The organism is Methylobacterium nigriterrae (genome assembly GCF_037106235.1).
Taxonomy (GTDB): domain Bacteria; phylum Pseudomonadota; class Alphaproteobacteria; order Rhizobiales; family Beijerinckiaceae; genus Methylobacterium; species Methylobacterium nigriterrae.
The window spans coordinates 39,966-60,186 of record NZ_JBAWTG010000034.1 but is presented as its reverse complement, the minus strand read 5'-3'; the positions used below and the strand labels follow the sequence as shown (position 1 = coordinate 60,186).

Sequence of the window (20,221 nt, the reverse complement as noted above, 5' to 3'; positions counted from 1 at the left end):
AAGCTCGTAGCGGGCAAACACGCCCGCGCTCGTCGACACCTCGGCCCCCGACGCCACCGCGCTCGCCGTCGGACCCGAAGCCGGCAATACCGAGCAGCCCGACACCGTCAGCGCGGTGCACAGGAGGAGGGGGAGAGCGCGCATCCAGGACCGCCTGCCGGTTTCTCTAGCCTGCTGCCTAGCCGAAAGGCACGTCACTGTCCGTGGCGGGGGTGTCACACTGCGCCGCCGGCCGCGGGGCGCCCGCCGCTGTCCCCGCTGCCCACACGTCGGCGACCGCGCGCCGGGCGCCTGCCCGGCACGCCCCGAACGGCCGCCTTCCAGGGGCGCCTCGCGGAAGCGCCTCGCAGGGACGCCTCGCAGGGACGCCTCGCAGGGACGCCTCGGCAGAACATCCGGGCGGCATACCTTGGCACCGCGCGGCCCGACCTCGGAGCATGCCGCACTTTCGCGGAAACGGCAGCATGCTCTATCGTATTGTGGCCGCACGATGATTCCGGAAAACCGGATTCCACTTTTCCGCATCGTGCTCTAAGACCCGGGGGCAGCCCCTCGCGAACCCCGGACGCGCCCTTGCCCCGACCGAACCCGGACGTCCCGCCCCAGGTGATCGTGGTGATGGGCGTGTCGGGCTCGGGCAAGAGCACGGTGGCGTCCCGCCTCGCCGCGCGGCTCGGCTGGCTCTTCCTCGACGGCGACAGCCTGCACACGCCCGAGCACATCGCCAAGATGCAGGCCGGGCTCGCCCTCGACGACGCGGACCGCGCCCCCTGGCTGCGGGCGATCGCCCGCTGGATCGACGACCGCCTCGCGGCGGGCGAGGCCGGCGTGGTGGTCTGCTCGGCGCTCCGGCGGTCCTATCGGGACGTGCTGACGCGGGGCCGGCCGCAGGTCCGCGTCGCCTATCTCGACGGCAGCCGCGACCTGATCGCGGCCCGGCTCGCGGGGCGGCGGGGCCATTTCATGCCGCCCCGCCTCCTCGACAGCCAGTTCGCGATCCTCGAGCCCCCCGGGCCCGGCGAGCGCGCGGTGGCGGTCGGGATCGAGAACCCGCCCGAGCGGGTTGCCGCCGAGATCGTCGCGCGGCTCGGCCTCCCGGGCCAGCCGGAACCGGAGGGGCGGGGCTGAGATGGACACGGGCGGGCAGGGGCGGCCGGACATCGCCCTGGTGATCACGGACGTCGACGGCACCCTCGTCACCACCGACAAGCGGGTGACGCCCGCGGCCGCCGAGGCGGCCGGGCGCCTGCGCGCGGCGGGAATCGGCTTCACGGTGGCGTCGAGCCGTCCGCCGGTCGGGCTCGCGAGCCTCGTGCGGGAGCTCGGCCTGACGCTGCCCATGGCCGCCTTCAACGGGGCGAGCGTGGTCGGGCCGGACCTCGCCACCCTGAGCGAGACGCTGATCCCGGAGGCGGTCGCCCGGGAGGCGGCGGCCCGCCTCGCGGCCGCCGGCCTCGACGTCTGGGTGTTCGCGCACGGGCGCTGGTCGCTGCGCGACGGGGCGGCTCCCTACACCGACGTCGAGCGGCGCACGCTGCAGGTCGAGCCCGACATCGTCGCCGACCTCGCCCCGCTCCTGTTGGCCGCCTCCAAGATCGTCGGCGTCAGCCCGGATTTCGCTCATCTGGCGGCCTGCGAGGGCGAGATCGCGGCCGCCCTCGGCGCCGGCGCCGCGGTCCACCGCTCGCAGGCCTACTACCTCGACGTGACGCCGCCGGGCCTCGACAAGGGCAGCTTCGTCGGCTGGATGAGCCGCCACCTCGGCATCCCGCCCGAGCGCATCGCCACCTTCGGCGATGCCGGCAACGACACCGCCCTGTTCGCGGCGAGCGGATTCTCGGTCGCGATGGGCAACGCCGAGCCCGCGGTCCGGGCCCGGGCGAGCGCCGTGACGGGCACCAACGACGCGGACGGGTTCGCGCGGGGGGTGGCGCGCTTCATCCTCGGCTGAGGCATCCTGCCCGCGCCGCGCCCCCCTCTCCCGTTCGGGAGAGGGCTGGGGTGAGCGGTACGCCGTATCCGGATGGACCTGATCCCTCACCCGGTCGGCTTTCGCGGACTCGACCTCTCCCGAACGGGAGAGGTGGGGGGCGCCGCCCTGGCTCGTGTGCTGTGGCGCACATGGCACAGGCGCCCCGCAATGGCCGCGCTGCCCACAGCCGGACGCCGCGCAGCCGCTTTCCAGCCTCATTTCGACTCGATCGAGACCGTACAGAAGAACATCCGGGTCTCGCGAATGAACCAGCGCCTCCTGCTCCTCGCCGTTACCCTGGCGGCCGTGCCGGCCCCGGTCCTGGCGCAGGCCGCGCGCGACAACATCGATGCCCTGATCGAGGAGCAGGCGCGGGCGAACGGGGTGCCGGCCGCCTTCGTGCATCAGGTCGTCAAGCGCGAGAGCAACTACAACCCGAACGCGAAGGGCGGCAGCGCCCTCGGGCTGATGCAGATCAAGCACGCCACCGCGCGGGGGCTCGGCTACCGGGGCGAGGCCAGCGGCCTCTACGACCCGAAGGTCAACCTGCGCTACGGGATCGCCTATCTGGCGGGTGCCTACCGCACCGCCAAGGGCGACCTCGCCAAGGCCTATCATTACTACAACCGCGGCTATTATTACGCCGCCAAGCGCCAGGGCATCGTGACCGAGGTGGCCGAGGAGGCGGCGCCCGCCCTCGTCGCCGCCTCCTCGGCGGTGAGCTTCGCCAGCGTGTTCGCCCTGCGCCCGAGCCAGGATCCGGCCGCCGGGCAGGCGCTGGCCTACGCCGCGGCCGCCGCGCCGGCCGAGGTGGTGGAGGTGCCGCTGCCGCCCCGCCGCCCCGCCTCGCTGTCGGCCGGCGCGCAGGTCGCGAGCCTCGCGCCCGCATCCGATCTCGCGGCGGTCTCCCTCGCGCCCCAGGCCGGCCCGGCCGCCGCGCAGATGCAGGCCGCCGCGCCGGTCGAGGTGCCGCTGCCACCGCGCCGCCCCGGCTCCCTCGCGGGCGGCCTCGCCGCCGCGAGCCCGGCGCCGAGCGCCCAGGATCTCGCCTCGGTCTCGCTCGCCCCGCAGGCGGCCGCGCGGACCGCCGAGGCCGTGCAGGCCGCCGGGGCCGCGTCCGGGGCCGTCGAGGTGCCGCTGCCGCCGCGCCGCCCCACCGCCCAGCTCCTCGCCGCCTTCGCCCGGCCGGCCGTGCCCGCCCCGAAGGCGGCGCCCGTGCTCGAAGCGACGGCCCTGCCGCCCGCCCGCTAGGCACCGGCCCGGGGCGCCATGCGGAGCGGCCGGCTCCCGGCCGTCCGGCACCGCGGAGCCTCGGCCCTGACCCGCGCGTGGCCCTGGAGCCGCCCGCCGCGCCTTGACCCGGTCGTCCTGCGTGAGCACATGCCGGTTGGCACGCGCCTCGCAGGGAGCGCCGGCGGCGTGAACACCGGCCCGTCACCGGATCGCCTCGACCACGGAACAACAGTTCCACGTCGCAGGTCCGCGCGGATCTCCATCCACAGGAATGCGCACAATCCTGCCCCTGCGCCGCCGTGTGGAGACGAGACCGCAAGGCTCTTGTATGAACGCGCTCGCTGGGCAGCAGCCTTGCTCGAGAGATTGGGAAGACAGGCGACGCCATGACCGGCGCGATGGAACAAGAAGCTCTCTTTCTGACCGACCTCGGGCGGCGGGTGCGCCACGCGCGCACGGTGCGCGGCCTCTCGCGCAAGCTCCTGTCTCAGACCTCGGGCCTGTCAGAGCGCTACATCGCGCAGCTCGAGGGCGGGCAGGGCAACGTCTCGATCATCCTGCTGCGGCGGGTGGCCAACGCCATGGGGGTGCGCCTCGACGACCTGATCGCGGGCCAGGACACCGCGCCGGACTGGCAGGTGATGCGCGACCTCGTGGCCCAGGCGAGCCCCGAGCAGGTCGCGGCCGCCAAGGCGCTGCTGGCGGGCGGCGGCGGGGGCGGAGGCGGCAACGCGCCGAAGGCCCGCGTCGCGGTGATCGGCCTGCGCGGCGCCGGCAAGTCGACCCTCGGGCGCCTCACGGCCGAGCGGCTCGGCTGGACCTTCGTGGAGCTCAACGCCGAGATCGAGCGCGAGAACGCGCTCTCGGTGAAGGAGATCTTCGCGATCTACGGCCAGGAGGGCTACCGGCGCCTGGAGCAGGCGGCGCTCCGCCGCCTCACCGAGCATCCGGGCCCGCTCATCCTCGCGACGAGCGGCGGCATCGTGGCCGAGCCGCTGACCTACGATCTGCTGCTGCAGGCCTTCTTCACGGTCTGGCTCAAGGCCCGCCCCGAGGAGCACATGCAGCGGGTGCGCAACCAGGACAACCTCGCCCGCACCGGCGACCACGCCACCGCCATGCAGGAGCTGCGCGCGGTGCTGGCGAGCCGCGAGCCCCTCTATGCCCGCGCCTCCGCGGTGGTCGACACCTCGGACATCCCGGTCGAGACCATGGTCGACCGCCTCGCCGCGGTGATCGAGGGCCGGTTCGGGGCGGGGGCCGAGCGGCGCAGCGCCTGAGCCGCGGCCGGCTCGCGGTCACGGGATCGTGCGCGGCGGGGCGCCGCGTGCCGCGGGACCTTGATCGGGCGGGAACGCAACCCCACGCTCAGGCGGTTGACGCAGTGCGGCGAGAACGAATGCCGCGTTTGGCCCCCCGCGGGCGAACCGACTTTTCCCCCCGTGCCCGATCTGCGCTAAAAGCGTTCCGGCCAGCTCAGGTCCGTTCCAGGAGGAGCCCATGTCCGCCAGCCCGTCGATCGCCAGCCCCGCCGCGGGCCAGGACTCGATCGCCGGCGTGTGCGATCCGGTCTGGTCGCGCCTGCGCCAGGAGGCCGAGACGGTGCTGCGCGAGGAACCGCAGCTCGCCTCCTTCATCGTCGCCACGATCCTGAACCACCCGACGCTTGAGGGCGCGGTGGCCCACCGCGTCGCGGCGCGGCTCGGGCACGCCTCGCTGCCCAGCGAGCTCGTGGCCCACGGCTTCCACGAGGCGCTGCAGGACGATCCGCGCATCGGCGAGGCCTTCCGGGCCGACATCGTGGCGGTGATGGACCGCGACCCCGCCACCGCGCGGGCGATCGAGCCGGTCCTCTACTTCAAGGGCTTCCACGCCATCCAGGCCCATCGCCTCGCCCACTGGTACTGGGGCCACGGCCGGCGCGACCTCGCCCTCTACCTGCAGAGCCGCTCCTCGGAAGTCTTCCAGTGCGACATCCACCCGGCCGCCCGGATCGGGCGCGGGATCTTCCTCGACCACGCCACCGGCCTCGTGGTCGGCTCGACCGCGGTGATCGAGGACGACGTCTCGATCCTGCACGCCGTCACCCTCGGGGGCACGGGCAAGCAGGGCAGCGACCGCCACCCGAAGATCCGCCGCGGCGTGATGATCGGGGCGGGCGCCAAGATCCTGGGCAACATCGAGGTGGGGGCCTGCGCGCGCGTGGCCGCGGGCTCGGTGGTGCTGCGGCCGGTGCCGCCGAACACCACCGTCGTCGGCGTGCCGGCCCGGGTCGTCGGCACGGCGGGCTGCGCCGAGCCGGCGCGGGCCATGGACCAGCTCGTCAGCATGGACCAGTTCATCCACATGGCCGAGGGCATCTGAGGGGAGGCGTCCCGGCCGGGAGGCGCTTGCCCGCCCGGGAGCGACGTGGCAAGCCCACCCGGCAAGCCCACCCGGACGCCGGGGCGCCCGGGGCCCGCGCCCCGGCCGCTCCGCCCTTCTGCACGAGAACCGCGAGAGGCGCCACAGCGTGACCAAGACCGAGATCGCGAAGCTGCAGGGCTACCTGCGCCGCACGTTCGCCAACGCCAATATCCGCGTCGCCGCGATGAAGTCGGCGGATTCCGCCGAGGTCTTCGTCGGCGAGGAATCCATCGGCGTCATCTCCGACGACAAGGAGGACGGCGACGATTCCTTCATGTTCCGGATGGCGATCCTCGACATCGACCTCGAGGATTGAGCGTCACTCGCCGAGGTGGCCGCCGGCTCGGCGCGAGGCGAAGCGGCCGCGCGCGGCCCGCGTCGCCTGTGCACGGGGTTAACCCTAACCCCGGCCCGTGCTTAACGTTTCGTCAACGCTGGGGCAGAGTGCGCTTCACTTTTTCTTAACGGTGGAGCGCGCGCGTGCCGGCCCTGAGCCCCCAGGCCCTCGATTCGATCCAGACCCTCTGCATCGGCCTCGCCCTGTCGGGCCTGCTCGCCAGCGCCTTCGAGCTGTTCACGGAGCGCCGGGCGAGCTTCAGCCTGCTCGAGGCCGGCGGCGTCGCCGCTCTTGCCGCGCTGCCGGTGCTCGCCTTCTCGGCACCGTTCATCATCCTGCGCAACACGGTGCGGGGGCGGCGGATCGAGGGGCGCCCGATCCCCTTCGTGATGCTCGCCACCATGATCGCCTGCGGCTGGGGCCTGCTCTCCGGCCGCGTCGCGCTCGACCTCGCGGCGCTGATCGTCGGCGCCTGAGCGGCGCCGTTCGGCGGCGCTGATCGCCAGCGCCTGAGCGGCGCCGTTCGGCGGCGCTGATCGTCGAGACCTGAGCGGCGCCGTTCGGCGGCGCTGATCGTCGAGACCTGAGCAGGCGCGAAGCCGTCAGCGGTTCGCGGTCGTCACCGGCGAGGCGCCGCCGTCGAGCGCGACCCACTGGCTCCCGTCCTGGCCCTCGCGCTTGATGTAGGAATAGCCGGTGCTGCGCCAGGACAGGACCGTGTTGGTCTTGTTGTCGAGGATGAAGTCGCCCCGGTCGGTGCGCACCATCAGCACCGCGTGGCCCTCGCCGATATCGTCGATCACGACCGTCATGCGCAGCGCCCGGCGCGGCAGCCCGCGCTCCACCAGCATGCGGCGCTTGAGAAGCTGGTAATCCTCGCAATCGCCGAAGCCGTCGTCGGGATAGTCCCAGCGGTCGACCACGCCCCAATGTGCCTGGTCCGTGATCGGCTTGATGCGCGCGTTCACCCGGCGGTTGACGCTCGACAGCGTCCGCCACAGGGCGGCGTTCAGCGGGATGAAGGCGGGCTCGCTCGTGTCGACCGTGCACTCGGCCGGCATCCGGGCGCAGAAGGCGGTCCAGGCGGCGACGGGACGGGCGGCCGGGCCGGTCTCGACGGGCGCGCCGTCCTCCGGCAGGGCCGGGCCGGTGCGCGCCTGTGTGGCCGCGCCCCCGAGCATCAGGATCGTGCCGACGAGGCCAAAGGCCGCCGCGCGGCCCATCCGCCCGAGCACGATGCGGGCGATCGCGGCGGCATCGGCGCCGCCGCTCGACCCGAAAACCGCCTGCCGCATGCCCGACGCTCCGCCGACCAGAAAGCTCAGGCGGCAAAGCTGACACGGCCCGGTCCGGGGCTCAATGGAAAGTTAAACCTAAATTAACGCGCTCGCGCAGGTTTGGTTCCAATCCGGGACGGTGATGCATGGTTGCAACCGTACCGGCCAGACGCGCGGCCCGACCCGCCGCCGCGCCGGCGGCTTCACGATTTCGCCCGCTTTCGCCCGTCGTCTGAGCGCGACGGTACCGGACCATACAGGATCGGTGCCGGGACCGGGAGCGGAGGGAAACCGTGACGCAGCCGAGCCTACTCCGCCTGATTCGCGCGCTCGCCGAGGATGACCGGGTGGGCGCGATGGGGCTGGCCGAGCACGCGGTCGAGCGGCACGTGGCGGCCTTCCCCGTCGCCGCGGATCGCGTGGTCGCCCTCGACATCCTGCTGCGCGACCTCGCCTGCCTGCAGGGATTCGCGCCGCACCTGTCCGGCTTCATCACCCGGCTCGAGGCTCATATCGACCGGCTGCACCGGCGCCTAGCCCGGCGGGCGGCGTGAGACGTCAGCGGTTGGCGGTGGTGGCGGGCGAGGTGATGCCGCCGAGCGAGACCCAGGCGAGCGCCTCGCCGCTCTCGCGCTTGATGAAGGTGTAGCCGGTCTGGTGCCAGGGCAGCACCGCGCTCGTCTTGTTGTCGAGCACGAAGTCGCCGCGGTCGGTGAGGACGCTCAGCACCGCGTGGCCCTCGCCCTTCTCGTCGATGACGACGGTCATCCGCATGGCCCGGCGCGGCAGGCCCGCCGCGGCGAGGCGGTGGCGCTTGAGGAGCTGGAAATCCTCGCAATCGCCGATGCCGTCCTCCGCCAGGTCCCAGCGGTCGGCCGTGCCCCAATGCTCGAGGTCGGTCATGGCGCGGACCGCCCGGTTCACCTGCCGGTTGACCGTCACGATGGTGCTCCAGAGCGCGGGCGTCAGGGTGATCCGGGCGGGCTCGTTACGGTCGAGCGCGCATTCGGAGGCGTAGGCCTGGCAGAACGCCACCCAGGCGAGGATCGGCCGGGCCTCGCCCGTCGCGGGGGCGCCGGCGGTGGGGGCGGGGAGAGCCGCCTGCGTCTGCGCCCGGGCGGCCCCGGCCAGGGCCGCCAGCACCAGCGCCGCGAGAGCGAGTGTGTTCCGGTAACGCATCGAGACCATCCCCATCCGTGAGGGTCACGATGCGGGCCGCCGCCCTGTGCCGCGCTGAAGCGGATGCGCGCAATTTTATCGAATCCCGCCCGCCCCGCCCGCGCCTCGCAACAGCCCGAACCGCCCGCTGCCGCGATGGTCACGATTTGCGGGGCGGCCTTCAGGCGGCGGAAACCATGGACGTGCGGGGTCTGTCCTGTTCGCAGAGGCCGTCGGTGCCGGGCTCCGCCGCTTCCCGCTCGCACGCGGGCCCCCTCTCCCGTGCGGGAGAGGGACAGGGTGAGGGGTCAGGTCTTTCCGGAGAAGTCGCACCCCTCACCCGGTCCGCGTTCCGCGGACTCGACCTCTCCCGAACGGGAGAGGTGAGGCGGCGCGCCAACTCCGCTGGCATTCACGAGGACGTCGGTGCCGGGCTCCGCCGCTTCCCGCTCGCGCGCGGGTCCCCTCTCCCGTGCGGGAGAGGGACAGGGTGAGGGGTACGACCTCTCCGGATAGGGCAGACCCCTCACCCGGTCGGCTTTCGCCGACTCGACCTCTCCCGCACGGGAGAGGTGGGCGCGGACCGCGATGCGTGACCCTGCGGACTTGTTCGGGAGAGGCGGGCCGCGGCGCGCCCGTCAGAGCGTCATGCCGTCGTGGAACTTGTCCGGCGAGATCGGCAGCAGGAATTGGACGCCGAAGCCGCCCTCGAAGTAGCGCACGATGCGGCCCGGCGTGCGGCCGACCGAGACGATCGCGCCGATCGCCGGCATCGTGGCGGAGGCGATGGCCGCGCCCGACATCGAGACGTCGATGATGCGGACCGCGATCTCCCGGCCGCTGTCGAGGCGCAGCGTCACCCCCGGATGGGTCGGGACGAGGCGCTCGTGCGAGCGGCCCTCGGGCAGGCCGAGGGTCTCGCGGTTGGCGAGCCAGGTGAGCTGCGAGGCGATCTTGTCGCGCTTGCGCGGGGTCGCGTTGAGGTGGACGGCGAAGCCCCCGGCCGTGTGCCGCGAGATGATGCCCTCGATCCGGCCGATATGCTCCAGGTAGAGCACCACGCGCTCGCCGATCTGGCCCACCACCGAGCAGGTCAGGCGCACCCCGCCGGGCGACATGTCGATGGTCTGGCAGGGAAACTCCCGCCGGTCGGCCAGCATGTAGCGTCCCAGGATCGCGACGGGCACGCGCTGGTGGCGCCGCTGGTCGGCGCTGCGCGCCGGGCGGGGCGGGCTCGGTGCGGTGCGGGCGGCCTCGATCATGCCTGACCAGGGTTTCGGGTTGGCGTTCGGTCCCCTCTTGTAGGGGTGGTGGGGTTACGAAAGCCTTTGCCCCGGCGCAGGTCCGAACCGAGCGGCCCGCTCAGACGCGCCCGCCCCTGTGGACGAGCAGGTGCCCGCGCCGCAGCGGCAGGCTGTCGTTGGCGGGTGCCGGCAGGTCCTGCGGGAGCGTCCCGTCCGCGGCGCGCCCGAAGGCGGGCCCGGCCGGCAGCGCCCCGCCCGCCAGGACCCGCAGGGAGGTGGTGGCGAGGCTCTCGACCGGCCGCAGGCCGAGCCAGGCGGGCACGTGAGGAGGGCTGAGCGCCCCGAGCATGCGCGACTGCGTCCGGCCGCGATGGCGCAGGGGCAGCAGGAGGAGTTCGAGGTCGACGGTCTCGCCGCGTCCCGTCCGGCCCTGGAGGCCCGCCACCACCCCGACCGTGTCGCTCGCCACGATCTCGATCAGGCGCCAGGGATCGGCCGGGGCTTCCCCCCAGAGCCGGGCGAGGGACTCGCCCTTGAGCTCGCGCCCGAACAGGGCGCAGACCCGCGTGCCCGCGAGCCGCAGATGCGCCGCGCGCGCGGGCATGTCGAGTTCGAGGATCAGGCTGTCGGCGAGCAGGTTGCGGATCTCGCCGGGCTCGATCTCGGCCCGCTCGGGCGCGGCCCGCTCGCCCCGGATCCGGTTCCAGTAGCTGTGCAGCATGCGGCTCGTCGGATGCTTCATGGTGCCCCGGGTCGGTGATGGGAGGTCCGGTGAAGGGGAGGGGCCGGGACCCTCCGCCGGGCCCTGCGGGCCGGCGGACGATTCACGCCCTGGTAACGCTGCGCGACACTAGAACGCCGGACGCGCGGGCGCTCGCGCAAGCTTTCGTTAGGGTTAAGAGCGCCGCGCGGGGCTTCCGACCGCCGGGGGCCCCGCCGCTGCGCGCGGCGCCGTTCCCCCTCCCGCGCCGCCGCGCGGACATCGATCACGTCTGCGCGAGCGTCCCGGGACGGGCAGTCGGCCGCACTCGCGGCAGGCCGCACCGCGCTGCACCGGAACCGGGGCGGGGCTGCGCGCTTTTGCCCGGCCGGGGGGCTTGCCGCCCCGCGCGGCGCCCCGACATGGTGGCGCGATGGATGCCTCGCCCGACTTCCCCCGCCAGAGCCGCGTGCCCGTCTTCAACATGCCGGGCGTGGTCACGGCCTCGATCGGTTTGCTGATGGCGGTCCACGCCCTGCGCGAGTTCCTGCTGCCGGACCTCTGGGACACCCGCCTCGTGCTCCACCTCGCCCTGCTGCCGGCGCGCTGGACGGTCGCGATCGACCCGTCGCAGGCCGACGCGCTGCTCCAGGCGGCGGCCGCCGGCGATCCCGACACCGCGACCGCCCGCGAGATCTTCGCCCGCTACGTCCTCTCGCAGCCCGGCGCGATGCCCTGGACCTTCGCCACCTACGCGCTCCTGCACGGCTCGTGGCTGCACGTGATCTTCAACAGCGTCTGGCTCGCCGCCTTCGGCTCGCCGGTGGCGCGCCGCTGCGGCGCCTGGCGCTACGGGGTCCTGGCGCTCGCCGGGACGGTCGCGGGCGGGGCGCTGCATGTCCTGATCGACCCGCTCAGCCTCGCGCCGCTGGTGGGCGCCTCGGCGGGGGTCTCGGCCCTGATGGCGGCGGCCGCCCGCTTCGTGTTCCAGCCCCCGCCGCCGGGCTACCCGGCGCAGCCCTGGCAATTGCCGCCGCGCCAGCCCCTCGAGACGATCCCCGAATTGCTGCGCAACCGCACGGCCGTGATGTTCCTCGGCATCTGGCTCGCGACGAACCTCCTGTTCGGAGTCGTCACTCTGCCGCTCGGGGCGGAGAACGCGGCGGTCGCCTGGGACGCGCATCTCGGCGGCTTCGTGGCGGGCTTCCTGCTGTTCCCCTTCGTGGACCGGCGCGGCCGCGTCCCGCCGGGACCCTGAGGCGCCCCGGGGATTTCCGTCCCGGCCGCGAAAAATTTCGGCGCCCGGCCCAGCCCGCTCCCGCGCCGGTGCTTGCCATATGGTCGCAGGCGCCACACACTCGTGCCGATGGAGAAGAGCCGGACACAACCGGTCGTTTGTCATTCGGCGCGTCCCGGGGGCTGAGGCGCGCCCGCTCGTCCAGGGAGGGACATTCATGACCGTCGCACGCATCCTCGCCGAGAAGGGCCGTTCCGTCGTCACGGTGCAGCCGGAACGTACCCTCGACGATGCGGTCCACCTTCTCGCCGACAAGGGCATCGGCGCCCTCGTGGTGACGGACGAGGCGGGATCCGTCGTCGGCATGCTCTCGGAGCGCGACATCATGCGCGCGCTGGCACGCCAAGCCGCCGCCGCCTTCGACGCCCCGATCGCGAGCCACATGACCGCGAACGTCACGACCTGCAAGCGCACCACCACGATCGAGGAGGTGATGCACCTGATGACCGAGGGGCGCTTCCGCCACGTGCCGGTCTGCGAGGAGGGCAAGCTGATCGGGCTCGTCTCGATCGGCGACGTGGTCAAGCGCCGCATCGCCGCCGTCGAGGCCGAGCACCAGGCCATGCGCGACTACATCACGATGGCCTGAGGGCTCTCCCTTTCGCGCACGGGCGGGGGCGGCCCGTGCCGTCAGGCGCGGGCCGCCGCCCCCTCGATCGCCGCCCGGATCCGCGGCAGCGCGGCGCGGGCGGCCTGGCGCCCGAGCGCGATCGCTTCCGCCGCGCGGTGGAACTCGAACAGGCCCATCTCGGCAAGCTGCGGGCTCACCGTGGCGTCGGGCGGGTCGCGCTCCAGGCGCGCCCGCGAGATCCGGTCCTGCGTGATGTTGAAGGCGTCGAACATCACCCGGGCGATGCCGGGGGCGTTGGGCTCCGGGGCGACGGGCTCCGGGACATCGGGCTCCGGAGCCTCGGGTTCCGGCGCGCCGGGCCCGCGCCCGGCCGGCCGGCGGCGGCCCGCGAGGCGGCTCCCCGCGCCGCGCCAGGCCCGCAGCAGGCCGAAGCGGCGGCGCACCTCGGCGGCCCCCGCCACGGCCCGCTCGACCGCATCGGCCGGCGCGATCACGGTGCCGCCGCGCACGCGCGGGTCGCAGTTGAGGTTCACGCAGATGACGAGATCGGCCCCGAGCGAGCGCGCGAGGCTCACGGGCACCGGGTTCACGAGGGTGCCGTCCATCAGCAGCCGCCCGTCGAGGGCGAGCGGCGGGAAGATGCCGGGCAGCGCGTAGGAGGCGCGCACGGCCTCGACGAGGCCGCCCCGGGTCAGCCAGACCTCGTGGCCGGTGCCGAGCTCGGTCGCCACGCTCGCGAAGCGCACCGGCAGGCCCTCGATGCGCCGGCCCTGCAGGTCGGTCTCCAGCCGCCGCCGCAGCCGGTCGCCGCCGATCAGGCCGGAGCCGGAGAGCCGCAGGTCGAGCAGGCCCATCACCCGGCGCTTGGTCAGCGAGAGGGCGAACTCGGTCAGCACGTCGAGCTTGCCGGCCGCGTAGCAGCCGCCCACCACCGCGCCGATCGAGCAGCCCGCCACCACCTCCGGGTGGATGCCGGCCTCCTCCAGCGCCTGGATCACCCCGATATGGGACCAGCCCCGGGCCGAGCCGCCGCCGAGCGCGAGCCCGATCCGGGGTCCCGGCGGGCGGGGCTCGCGCAGGGGCTCGACGGCGCCGGGGACGAGCCCGTCGCGGTAGGCGGGGCGCGCCCGGAAGGGCAGGGCCGCCCCGGCGAGCGGGGCGTCCCTGCTCATGCGCCGGCGGCCCGCAGGACGGCCTGACCGGTCGCGGGATCGAGGGCGACGCTGCGGTAGAAGCAGGCGCGGCGCCCCGTGTGGCAGCAGCCGCCGTCGCCCCCGACCGCGACGCGGATCAAGACCGCGTCCTGGTCGCAATCGACCTGCATCTCGACGACGCGCTGGATCTGGCCCGAGGTCGCGCCCTTGTGCCAGAGCTCGCCCCGCGAGCGCGACCAGTACCAGGCCTCGCCCGACTCGAGCGTGCGCCGGAGCGCTTCGGCGTTCATGTGGGCGAGCATCAGCACGCGCCCGTCCGCCGCGTCGACCGCGATGCAGGAGACGAGGCCGTTCGCGTCGAAGCGGGGCGTGAAGGCCCGGCCTTCCTCGACCTCGGCGCGGGAGCCCGGATCCGCGAAGGGCGGGGTGTCCATGACCGGGATGCCCGTCCCCTCAGCCCTTGTTGCGCACGAGGGTGAGGAAGCGCACCTGCTCGTTCGGGTCGGCCTTGAAGACGCCCTTGAACTGGGTGGTGATCGTCGAGACGCCGGCCTTCTGGACGCCGCGCATGGCCATGCAGAGGTGCTCGGCCTCGACCATCACGGCGACGCCGCGCGGCTTGAGGATGCTCTCGATCACGTCGGCGATCTGGGCCGTCATGGTCTCCTGCGTCTGCAGGCGGCGCGCGAAGGTGTCGACCACGCGGGCGAGCTTGGAGAGCCCCACCACGCCCCGGGTCGGGTAATAGGCGATGTGCGCGAGCCCCATGAACGGCACCATGTGGTGCTCGCAATGAGAGTAGAAGGGGATGTCGCGCACCAGCACGACGTCGGAATAGCCCTCGACCTCCTCGAAGACCCGCTCGAGCAGCGCGTCGGCATCCTGCCGGTAGCCGCCGAAGAGCTGGTCGTAGGCCTTCACGACGCGGGCCGGCGTGTCGATCAGCCCCTCGCGGGTCGGGTCGTCGCCGGCCCAGCGCAGCAGGGTGCGCACGGCGGCCTCGGCCTCCTCGCGGCTCGGGCGGGCGAGCGCGATCCCGTCGGGCACGCGCTTGGCGGAGGGCGGCTGCGGCGCCACCTCGACGGGGCGCACCGGCACGGGCGCGGCCGCCACCGGCGCGTTGTCGTTGCGCATGCCGTTCAGCCCCTTCGGATCGTCGGCCGTCGGGTAGGACAGGGATTTGAGAGCGGCATCCATGGCATCTCCCGCCCGTGCCACACGGGCCGTCATCGTGGTGCTGTCGGGCTTTGCGTACATCGCGTCGAACCGTCTCGGGCCTGGGACATCTCGCCCAGACCAGCGCCCGGAAGGAGAACAGGTTCCGTGGCCGTGGGCGCGACCCTGGTCGACGGGCCGCCTCCTCGCGAAACGGCACGATCCCGCCTATATCGTCGTTCTCGCCCGATCGCGCAATGCACGGGCTGCGCATCAGACCACCGAGGCGGCCGGGCCGGGCCGGCGCCGCGGCAGGACCGGACCCATGCTCGACGACATCTACAACCGCCGCATCCTCGAACTCGCCGCCGACATTCCGCGCCTCGGCCGGCTCGCGGCGCCGGATGCGAGCGCCACCGCCCACTCGAAGCTCTGCGGCTCGACCGTGACGGTCGACCTCGTGCTCGCCCCCGACGCCACGGTCGCCGACTTCGCCCACGAGGTGCGGGCCTGCGCGCTCGGCCAGGCCTCGTCCTCGCTGATGGCCCGGCACGTGGTCGGGTCGGGTGCCGAGGAGCTGCGCGAGGTCCGCCGCGCCGTGCGGGCCATGCTCAAGGAGAACGGCCCGGCGCCGGCGGGGCGGTGGGCGGAGCTCGCGGTGCTCGAGCCCGTGCGCGACTTCCGGGCGCGCCACGCCTCGACGCTCCTCACCTTCGACGCGGTGGTCGACGCCCTCGACCAGATCGCGGCCAGGCGCCAGGCCGCCGAGTAGGGGCCGAGGAGCGACGATGGTCCGGGCCGCCGCGCACGGGTTGATCCGAGCCTACCAGCTGACCCTCTCGGGCCTCGCCGGGCGCCAGTGCCGCCACTGGCCCTCCTGCTCGGCCTATACGGACGAGGCGATCCAGCGACACGGGCTCTGGGCCGGGAGCTGGATGGGGCTCGCCCGGATCTGCCGCTGCGGCCCCTTCGGCACCCACGGCATCGACCTCGTGCCCGAGACGCTGCCCGGGCGCGCCGCCTGGCACCGCCCCTGGGCCTATGCCCGCTGGCGCGGCGTCAACGCCCCGCCCTCGCCCTTCGCCTGCGAGGCCGTGGAGGAGTGAGACGCGTTCCGGCTGATCGAGGCGGTCAGCGCCGCTCTCCTCCTCCGCCGGCTGCGGCCTGCCGGGATCCGGGTCGTGGCCCCGCTCTCGCCCTCATCCTGAGGTGCCGCATCAGGATGAGGGCGAGGGTGGGATGAGATCGAGGGTTGAGAGCTGTCACCCACACCGAAGGGATCACGCGGATTCGGTATCAGGGTTCGCGCGAGCGATCTCGAGCAGGATTGATCAAGACCCCTCCGGCGCGCAGCCCGGCCGCCTGCGAGGCCGTGGAGAAGGGAAGTACGCTCCCTCCCGGCCCGTTCGAACTTTGTTCTTGACAAAATTCCTATCATATGCTCTGAATGCCCCGCTCGCCTCCCGGTGGTGAGGCGCCCCGACGGACCGGGCGGGGCGCTGCGGGGGGAGGAGACGGTGCCCGCGTCGATGGCCCGGTCTCGCCATCGCCCCGGGCGGCGCGTCGGACACAGGGTGTCCCGGGCGGGTATGCGCGCAGGCGCCGGACCCGGGACCTGGGGCACCCGCAGACCATCGGCCCGTTCGCCCACTACGAGGCGTTCGGGGGCCGTACGAGCCCGGATAAGTCGGCCGCTCGCGCCTCGCGCGGGAGGAGGGCTGCCACGAGCCGAAGTCCGCGACGCCGAGAAGACACCGTGACGCGATACGTGGGCCGGGCCCGAGAGGGCCGGTCCGCGGGACGCCGGGGAACCGGCACAGACAACACAAGTGAGTGGTTCCGCGGCGTCCCGCGTCCACCCCTTCGAGAAGTCCCGCCCCGCGCCGATCCGGCGGCGGGCCGCCTCGTCGCGCCCCTCGTCGCGCTGCCTCGGCCTCAGCGCCGCAAGCCCCCGGCCTCCTCTGTTCCTTCCCGAACGGAATCGGTCTAAACGGCGCGGCTCGCGCGGGGTCCGCCCGCGGCCCGGCCCCATCCCCGCTTACCTGCCGCGTTCGCAGGAGTGAGCTGACAGGAGACGACACGATGCCCGTCCTGACCTTCCCCGACGGCAACACCCGCGCCTACGAGGGCGCGGTCACCGGACGCGACGTCGTCGAGGGCATCGCCAAGTCGCTCGCCAAGCGCACCGTCGCGATGGCGCTCGACGGGAGCGTGCGCGACCTCGACGACCCGATCGCGGCGGATGCCCGCATCGAGTTCCTCGACCGCACCGACCCGCGCGCCCTGGAGCTGATCCGCCACGATTGCGCGCACGTGCTCGCCGAGGCGGTGCAGTCGCTCTGGCCGGAGACGCAGGTCACGATCGGCCCGGTCATCGAGAACGGCTTCTACTACGATTTCGCGCGCTCCGAGCCCTTCACGCCGGACGACTTCCCGAGGATCGAGGCCCGGATGCGCGAGATCATCTCGCGCGATGCCCCCTTCACCAAGGAGATCTGGAGGCGCGAGGACGTGCGCGCGCTGTTCGCCGACAAGGGCGAGGCCTTCAAGGTCGAGCTCGTCGACGCGATCCCCCCGGGCGAGGACCTGAGGATCTACCGGCAGGGCGAGTGGTTCGACCTCTGCCGGGGCCCCCACATGACCTCGACGGGCAAGGTCGGCACCGCCTTCAAGCTCATGAAGGTGGCGGGCGCCTACTGGCGGGGGGACGCCGCGAACCCGATGCTGACGCGCATCTACGGCACCGCCTGGGCCACGAAGGAGGACCTCGACGCCTACCTGCACCGGCTGGAGGAGGCCGAGCGGCGCGACCACCGGCGCCTCGGGCGCGAGATGGACCTGTTCCACTTCCAGGAGGAGGGGCCGGGCGTCGTCTTCTGGCACGCCAAGGGCTGGACCGTGTTCCAGGAGCTGATCGCCTACATGCGCCGCCGCCTCAAGGGCGACTACGCCGAGGTGAACGCGCCCCAGATCCTCGACAAGGGGCTTTGGGAGACCTCCGGCCACTGGGGCTGGTACCGCGAGAACATGTTCGCGGCCCAGAGCGCCGGCGAGGAGGCCGAGGACAAGCGCATCTTCGCCCTCAAGCCCATGAATTGCCCGGGCCACGTGCAGATCTTCAAGCACGGGCTGAAATCCTACCGCGATCTCCCCTTGCGCATGGCGGAGTTCGGCGTCGTGCACCGCTACGAGCCCTCGGGGGCCATGCACGGGCTGATGCGCGTGCGCGGCTTCACGCAGGACGACGCCCACATCTTCTGCACCGAGGACCAGCTCGCCGCCGAGTGCCTGAAGATCAACGACCTGATCCTCTCGACCTATGCCGATTTCGGCTTCGACGAGATCGTCGTGAAGCTCTCGACGCGCCCCGACAAGCGCGTCGGCTCGGACGCGCTCTGGGACCATGCCGAGGCCGTGATGACGCGGGTGCTCGCCGAGATCGAGGAGAAATCGGGCGGGCGCATCAGGACCGCGATCAACCCGGGCGAGGGCGCCTTCTACGGGCCGAAATTCGAGTACGTGCTGCGCGACGCGATCGGGCGCGACTGGCAATGCGGCACCACGCAGGTGGACTTCAATCTGCCCGAGCGGTTCGGCGCCTTCTACGTCGACGCCGAGAGCCAGAAGGTGCCCCCGGTGATGATCCACCGCGCCATCTGCGGCTCGATGGAGCGCTTCACCGGCATCCTGATCGAGCATTTCGCGGGCCATTTCCCGCTCTGGCTCGCCCCCGTGCAGGTGGTGGTCGCCACCATCACCGGCGAGGCGGATCCTTACGCGGCCGAGGTCGTGCGCGCGCTCGCGCGGGCAGGGCTGCGCGTCGAGGCGGACCTGCGCAACGAGAAGATCAACTACAAGGTCCGCGAGCACTCGCTCGCCAAGGTGCCGGTGCTGCTCGCGCTCGGGCGGCGCGAGGCCGAGGAGCGCACGGTCTCGATCCGGCGGCTCGGCAGCCAGCAGACCCGCACGCTCCCCCTCGGAGAGGCGCTCGCCGAACTCGCCCGCGAGGCGACCTCGCCGGACGTCGCCCGGGCCGAGAGCGTCGCCGAGACGCACCCAACGGAGGATGCGGTCCTCGATTCGCACCACGGGGTGCGGGCGGCGCCGTAGCGGAGCGCAGTCGCCTCTCCCGTTCGGGAGAGGTCGAGTGCGCGTCAGCGCACCGGGTGAGGGGTGCGGCCTCTCCGGATAGGTCGAACCCCTCACCCCACCCCTCTGCCGAACGGGAGAGGGAGCCTGCCTCAGCCCATCGCCCGGGCCAGCACCTCGAACACGCGCCGGTCGCCGCACTGGGCCACGTTGAAGCGCAGGCGGTCGGCGGCGTCGCCCGAGGCGCTGAAGACGGGGCCGGGCGCCAGCACCACGCCCGCCTTGAGCGCGCGCCGGGCCACCTCCGCCGCGTCGAGGCCGCCGGGCAGCCGCGCCCACAGGAACATGCCGGCGGACGGCACGTGCGGCACCGCGAGCCCGATCCCGGCAAGGCGCTTCAGCGCCGTCCCGCGCGCCTCGGCGAGGCGGGCGCGCATCCCGTCGAGGTAGCGCCGGTAGGAGCCGTCGCTGAGGGTGCGGTGGACGAGCCCGGCCGCGAGGTTGCCGTTGCCGAGGCTCACGGCGAGCTTCAGGTCGACGAGGCGCTCGACCCAGTCCGGCCGGATCGCGATCACGCCGGTGCGGGCCGCCGCCGACAGGGTCTTCGAGAAGCCGCTGATATGGATCACCCGCTCCAGCCCGTCGAAGCCGGCGAGCCGGGGTCCCGGCTCCGACTCGAAATCGGCGTAGATGTCGTCCTCGACGATCAGGGTGTCGTGCGCCTCGGCGAGCTTGAGCACCCGGTGCACGGTCGCCGGGCTCACCGTGGCGCCGGTCGGATTGTGGAGCCCGGAATTCGTCAGGTAGAAGCGCGGCCGGTGCTCACCGAGCGCCGAGGCGAGGGCCGCGAGGTCCGGCCCGCCTGCCCCGAACGGGACCCCGACGACCCGGACGCGGTGGGCCCTGAGCAGGGCGTGGAAGTTGAAGTAGCAGGGATCGTCGACGAGCACCGCATCGCCCGGCTCGACGAGGAAGCGGCAGAGCAGGTCGAGGGCCTGCGTCGCCGAATCGGTCAGCACGATCGCGTCCGGATGGGCCGGGATGCCGCGGTCGACGAGGCGCCGGGCGACGAGCTGGCGCAGACCCGCATGCCCGAGCGGCGTGTCGTAGCAGGCGAGGCGCTCCGTCTCGTCGCGGGCAAGCTGCCGCAGAGCCCGGCGCAGGCTCCCGTCCGGCATCCAGTCCGGCGGCAGCCAGCCGCAGCCGGGCTTCAGGAGGGCGGGGCCCGCCTCCAGGGATTGCCGCGCGATCCAGAGCGGGTCGACCGCCCGGTCGAGGCGCGGCCCGATCGCGGCGAGGCTCAGGGGCTCGGGCCGCCCCGCCACGTAGAAGCCGGAGCCCGGCCGCGACACGATGGCGCCCTCCGCCCCCAGCCGCTCGTAGGCCTCCACCACGGTCGATTTCGAGACGCCCATCGTCTCCGCGAAGGCGCGGATCGAGGGCAGGCGCGCGCCCGGCCCCAGCACCCGGCCGGCGATGCGCCCCTCGATCGCCGCCATCACGGCGCCGATCCGGCTTCCGTCCGTGTTCGGGCTTCCGTCCGCCATCCGTACTGCTCGCCATCCGGGACAGTTCGGACGGATCGTACCGGTTCCGTCCCTGTCGCGGAAGTCCCGGCAGGGGCATCC

At 73.3% G+C, this 20,221-nt stretch carries 21 protein-coding genes; 13 read left to right on the top strand and 8 right to left on the bottom strand.

All coding sequences use genetic code 11. The features are described 5' to 3' along the window. Window positions 1-618: 618 nt before the first annotated feature. The 7 genes from WDW90_RS18450 (at window position 619) to WDW90_RS18420 (ending at window position 6,424) form a co-directional block, all read left to right on the top strand. Entirely contained in the window at window positions 619-1,128 is a 510-nt protein-coding gene (locus WDW90_RS18450; protein WP_336488893.1) for a gluconokinase, read from the top strand. A 1-nt stretch (window position 1,129) separates the two neighbouring features. Then, window positions 1,130-1,951: an HAD-IIB family hydrolase gene (locus tag WDW90_RS18445; RefSeq protein WP_336488887.1), complete on the top strand. Its 822-nt coding sequence runs from the start codon at window positions 1,130-1,132 to the stop codon at window positions 1,949-1,951. 189 nt (window positions 1,952-2,140) lie between these two features. Further along, window positions 2,141-3,223: a transglycosylase SLT domain-containing protein gene (locus tag WDW90_RS18440; RefSeq protein ID WP_431311066.1), complete on the top strand. Its 1,083-nt coding sequence runs from the start codon at window positions 2,141-2,143 to the stop codon at window positions 3,221-3,223. A 368-nt stretch (window positions 3,224-3,591) separates the two neighbouring features. Next, on the top strand, window positions 3,592-4,485 hold the full coding sequence (locus WDW90_RS18435) for a helix-turn-helix transcriptional regulator (RefSeq protein ID WP_336488886.1): 894 nt from the start codon (window positions 3,592-3,594) through the stop codon (window positions 4,483-4,485). 220 nt (window positions 4,486-4,705) lie between these two features. Further along, window positions 4,706-5,569, top strand: a complete 864-nt coding sequence (gene cysE, locus WDW90_RS18430) for a serine O-acetyltransferase (RefSeq protein WP_336488885.1) — start codon at window positions 4,706-4,708, stop codon at window positions 5,567-5,569. A 148-nt stretch (window positions 5,570-5,717) separates the two neighbouring features. After that, window positions 5,718-5,927, top strand: coding sequence for a DUF3126 family protein (locus WDW90_RS18425; protein ID WP_336488884.1), 210 nt, complete (start codon window positions 5,718-5,720; stop codon window positions 5,925-5,927). A 173-nt stretch (window positions 5,928-6,100) separates the two neighbouring features. After that, window positions 6,101-6,424: a DUF6949 family protein gene (locus WDW90_RS18420; protein ID WP_431311068.1), complete on the top strand. Its 324-nt coding sequence runs from the start codon at window positions 6,101-6,103 to the stop codon at window positions 6,422-6,424. 126 nt (window positions 6,425-6,550) lie between these two features. On the opposite strand, the gene WDW90_RS18415 is transcribed toward WDW90_RS18420, so the two are convergent. After that, on the bottom strand, window positions 6,551-7,243 hold the full coding sequence (locus tag WDW90_RS18415; protein WP_336488882.1) for a transglutaminase-like cysteine peptidase: 693 nt from the start codon (window positions 7,241-7,243) through the stop codon (window positions 6,551-6,553). 275 nt (window positions 7,244-7,518) lie between these two features. Here WDW90_RS18415 and WDW90_RS18410 point away from each other — a divergent pair, with 275 nt between their 5' ends. Further along, window positions 7,519-7,779: a hypothetical protein gene (locus WDW90_RS18410; protein ID WP_336488881.1), complete on the top strand. Its 261-nt coding sequence runs from the start codon at window positions 7,519-7,521 to the stop codon at window positions 7,777-7,779. A 4-nt stretch (window positions 7,780-7,783) separates the two neighbouring features. Here WDW90_RS18410 and WDW90_RS18405 read toward each other — a convergent pair whose 3' ends face one another. From WDW90_RS18405 to WDW90_RS18395, 3 genes are all read right to left on the bottom strand, one after another. Then, the gene (locus tag WDW90_RS18405) at window positions 7,784-8,404 is read right to left on the bottom strand and encodes a transglutaminase-like cysteine peptidase (protein ID WP_336488880.1); all 621 of its coding nucleotides are present in this window, start codon (window positions 8,402-8,404) and stop codon (window positions 7,784-7,786) included. Between the two features lie 617 nt (window positions 8,405-9,021). Then, complete coding sequence (locus tag WDW90_RS18400; protein ID WP_336488879.1) at window positions 9,022-9,645, bottom strand: PilZ domain-containing protein; 624 nt, start codon at window positions 9,643-9,645, stop codon at window positions 9,022-9,024. A 100-nt stretch (window positions 9,646-9,745) separates the two neighbouring features. Next, window positions 9,746-10,369, bottom strand: a complete 624-nt coding sequence (locus WDW90_RS18395) for a PAS domain-containing protein (RefSeq protein ID WP_336488878.1) — start codon at window positions 10,367-10,369, stop codon at window positions 9,746-9,748. A gap of 391 nt (window positions 10,370-10,760) precedes the next feature. Here WDW90_RS18395 and WDW90_RS18390 point away from each other — a divergent pair, with 391 nt between their 5' ends. Together WDW90_RS18390 and WDW90_RS18385 are read left to right on the top strand one after the other, a co-directional pair. After that, window positions 10,761-11,585: a rhomboid family intramembrane serine protease gene (locus tag WDW90_RS18390; RefSeq protein WP_336488877.1), complete on the top strand. Its 825-nt coding sequence runs from the start codon at window positions 10,761-10,763 to the stop codon at window positions 11,583-11,585. 196 nt (window positions 11,586-11,781) lie between these two features. Next, window positions 11,782-12,213, top strand: a complete 432-nt coding sequence (locus WDW90_RS18385; RefSeq protein ID WP_336488876.1) for a CBS domain-containing protein — start codon at window positions 11,782-11,784, stop codon at window positions 12,211-12,213. A 41-nt stretch (window positions 12,214-12,254) separates the two neighbouring features. Here the strand turns inward: WDW90_RS18385 and WDW90_RS18380 are convergent, their stop codons facing one another. Genes WDW90_RS18380 through folE form a run of 3 tightly spaced genes read right to left on the bottom strand, consistent with a single transcriptional unit; the run spans window position 12,255 to window position 14,546 of the window. Further along, on the bottom strand, window positions 12,255-13,367 hold the full coding sequence (locus WDW90_RS18380) for a patatin-like phospholipase family protein (protein WP_336488875.1): 1,113 nt from the start codon (window positions 13,365-13,367) through the stop codon (window positions 12,255-12,257). Then, complete coding sequence (gene hisI / locus WDW90_RS18375) at window positions 13,364-13,783, bottom strand: phosphoribosyl-AMP cyclohydrolase (RefSeq protein WP_336488874.1); 420 nt, start codon at window positions 13,781-13,783, stop codon at window positions 13,364-13,366. Before hisI ends, WDW90_RS18380 begins: the two co-directional genes overlap by 4 nt. Window positions 13,784-13,802: 19 nt before the next feature. Continuing rightward, the gene (folE, locus tag WDW90_RS18370) at window positions 13,803-14,546 is read right to left on the bottom strand and encodes a GTP cyclohydrolase I FolE (RefSeq protein WP_488803310.1); all 744 of its coding nucleotides are present in this window, start codon (window positions 14,544-14,546) and stop codon (window positions 13,803-13,805) included. Window positions 14,547-14,829: 283 nt separating this feature from the next. Between folE and WDW90_RS18365 the strand changes: the two genes are divergently transcribed. The 3 genes from WDW90_RS18365 (at window position 14,830) to thrS (ending at window position 18,614) form a co-directional block, all read left to right on the top strand. After that, the gene (locus WDW90_RS18365) at window positions 14,830-15,276 is read left to right on the top strand and encodes an iron-sulfur cluster assembly scaffold protein (RefSeq protein WP_336488872.1); all 447 of its coding nucleotides are present in this window, start codon (window positions 14,830-14,832) and stop codon (window positions 15,274-15,276) included. A 16-nt stretch (window positions 15,277-15,292) separates the two neighbouring features. Then, window positions 15,293-15,610, top strand: a complete 318-nt coding sequence (yidD, locus tag WDW90_RS18360; RefSeq protein WP_336488871.1) for a membrane protein insertion efficiency factor YidD — start codon at window positions 15,293-15,295, stop codon at window positions 15,608-15,610. A gap of 976 nt (window positions 15,611-16,586) precedes the next feature. Next, window positions 16,587-18,614, top strand: coding sequence for a threonine--tRNA ligase (gene thrS / locus WDW90_RS18355; RefSeq protein ID WP_336488870.1), 2,028 nt, complete (start codon window positions 16,587-16,589; stop codon window positions 18,612-18,614). Between the two features lie 131 nt (window positions 18,615-18,745). On the opposite strand, the gene WDW90_RS18350 is transcribed toward thrS, so the two are convergent. Next, window positions 18,746-20,140 (bottom strand): aminotransferase-like domain-containing protein, encoded by a 1,395-nt coding sequence (locus WDW90_RS18350; protein ID WP_336488869.1) that lies wholly within the window; start codon window positions 20,138-20,140, stop codon window positions 18,746-18,748. Window positions 20,141-20,221 lie beyond the last annotated feature (81 nt).

Coding starts and splice junctions, on each gene's coding strand:
- WDW90_RS18450 (WP_336488893.1), top strand. CDS start 619: ATGGGCGTGTCGGGCTCGGGCAAGAGCACGGTGGCGTCCCGCCTCGCC.
- WDW90_RS18400 (WP_336488879.1), bottom strand. CDS start 9,645: ATGATCGAGGCCGCCCGCACCGCACCGAGCCCGCCCCGCCCGGCGCGC.
- WDW90_RS18440 (WP_431311066.1), top strand. CDS start 2,141: ATGGCCGCGCTGCCCACAGCCGGACGCCGCGCAGCCGCTTTCCAGCCT.
- WDW90_RS18435 (WP_336488886.1), top strand. CDS start 3,592: ATGACCGGCGCGATGGAACAAGAAGCTCTCTTTCTGACCGACCTCGGG.
- WDW90_RS18380 (WP_336488875.1), bottom strand. CDS start 13,367: ATGAGCAGGGACGCCCCGCTCGCCGGGGCGGCCCTGCCCTTCCGGGCG.
- WDW90_RS18405 (WP_336488880.1), bottom strand. CDS start 8,404: ATGCGTTACCGGAACACACTCGCTCTCGCGGCGCTGGTGCTGGCGGCC.
- WDW90_RS18445 (WP_336488887.1), top strand. CDS start 1,130: ATGGACACGGGCGGGCAGGGGCGGCCGGACATCGCCCTGGTGATCACG.
- WDW90_RS18415 (WP_336488882.1), bottom strand. CDS start 7,243: ATGCGGCAGGCGGTTTTCGGGTCGAGCGGCGGCGCCGATGCCGCCGCG.
- WDW90_RS18390 (WP_336488877.1), top strand. CDS start 10,761: ATGGATGCCTCGCCCGACTTCCCCCGCCAGAGCCGCGTGCCCGTCTTC.
- WDW90_RS18395 (WP_336488878.1), bottom strand. CDS start 10,369: ATGAAGCATCCGACGAGCCGCATGCTGCACAGCTACTGGAACCGGATC.
- WDW90_RS18350 (WP_336488869.1), bottom strand. CDS start 20,140: ATGGCGGACGGAAGCCCGAACACGGACGGAAGCCGGATCGGCGCCGTG.
- WDW90_RS18365 (WP_336488872.1), top strand. CDS start 14,830: ATGCTCGACGACATCTACAACCGCCGCATCCTCGAACTCGCCGCCGAC.
- thrS (WP_336488870.1), top strand. CDS start 16,587: ATGCCCGTCCTGACCTTCCCCGACGGCAACACCCGCGCCTACGAGGGC.
- WDW90_RS18385 (WP_336488876.1), top strand. CDS start 11,782: ATGACCGTCGCACGCATCCTCGCCGAGAAGGGCCGTTCCGTCGTCACG.
- cysE (WP_336488885.1), top strand. CDS start 4,706: ATGTCCGCCAGCCCGTCGATCGCCAGCCCCGCCGCGGGCCAGGACTCG.
- folE (WP_488803310.1), bottom strand. CDS start 14,546: ATGGATGCCGCTCTCAAATCCCTGTCCTACCCGACGGCCGACGATCCG.
- hisI (WP_336488874.1), bottom strand. CDS start 13,783: ATGGACACCCCGCCCTTCGCGGATCCGGGCTCCCGCGCCGAGGTCGAG.
- yidD (WP_336488871.1), top strand. CDS start 15,293: ATGGTCCGGGCCGCCGCGCACGGGTTGATCCGAGCCTACCAGCTGACC.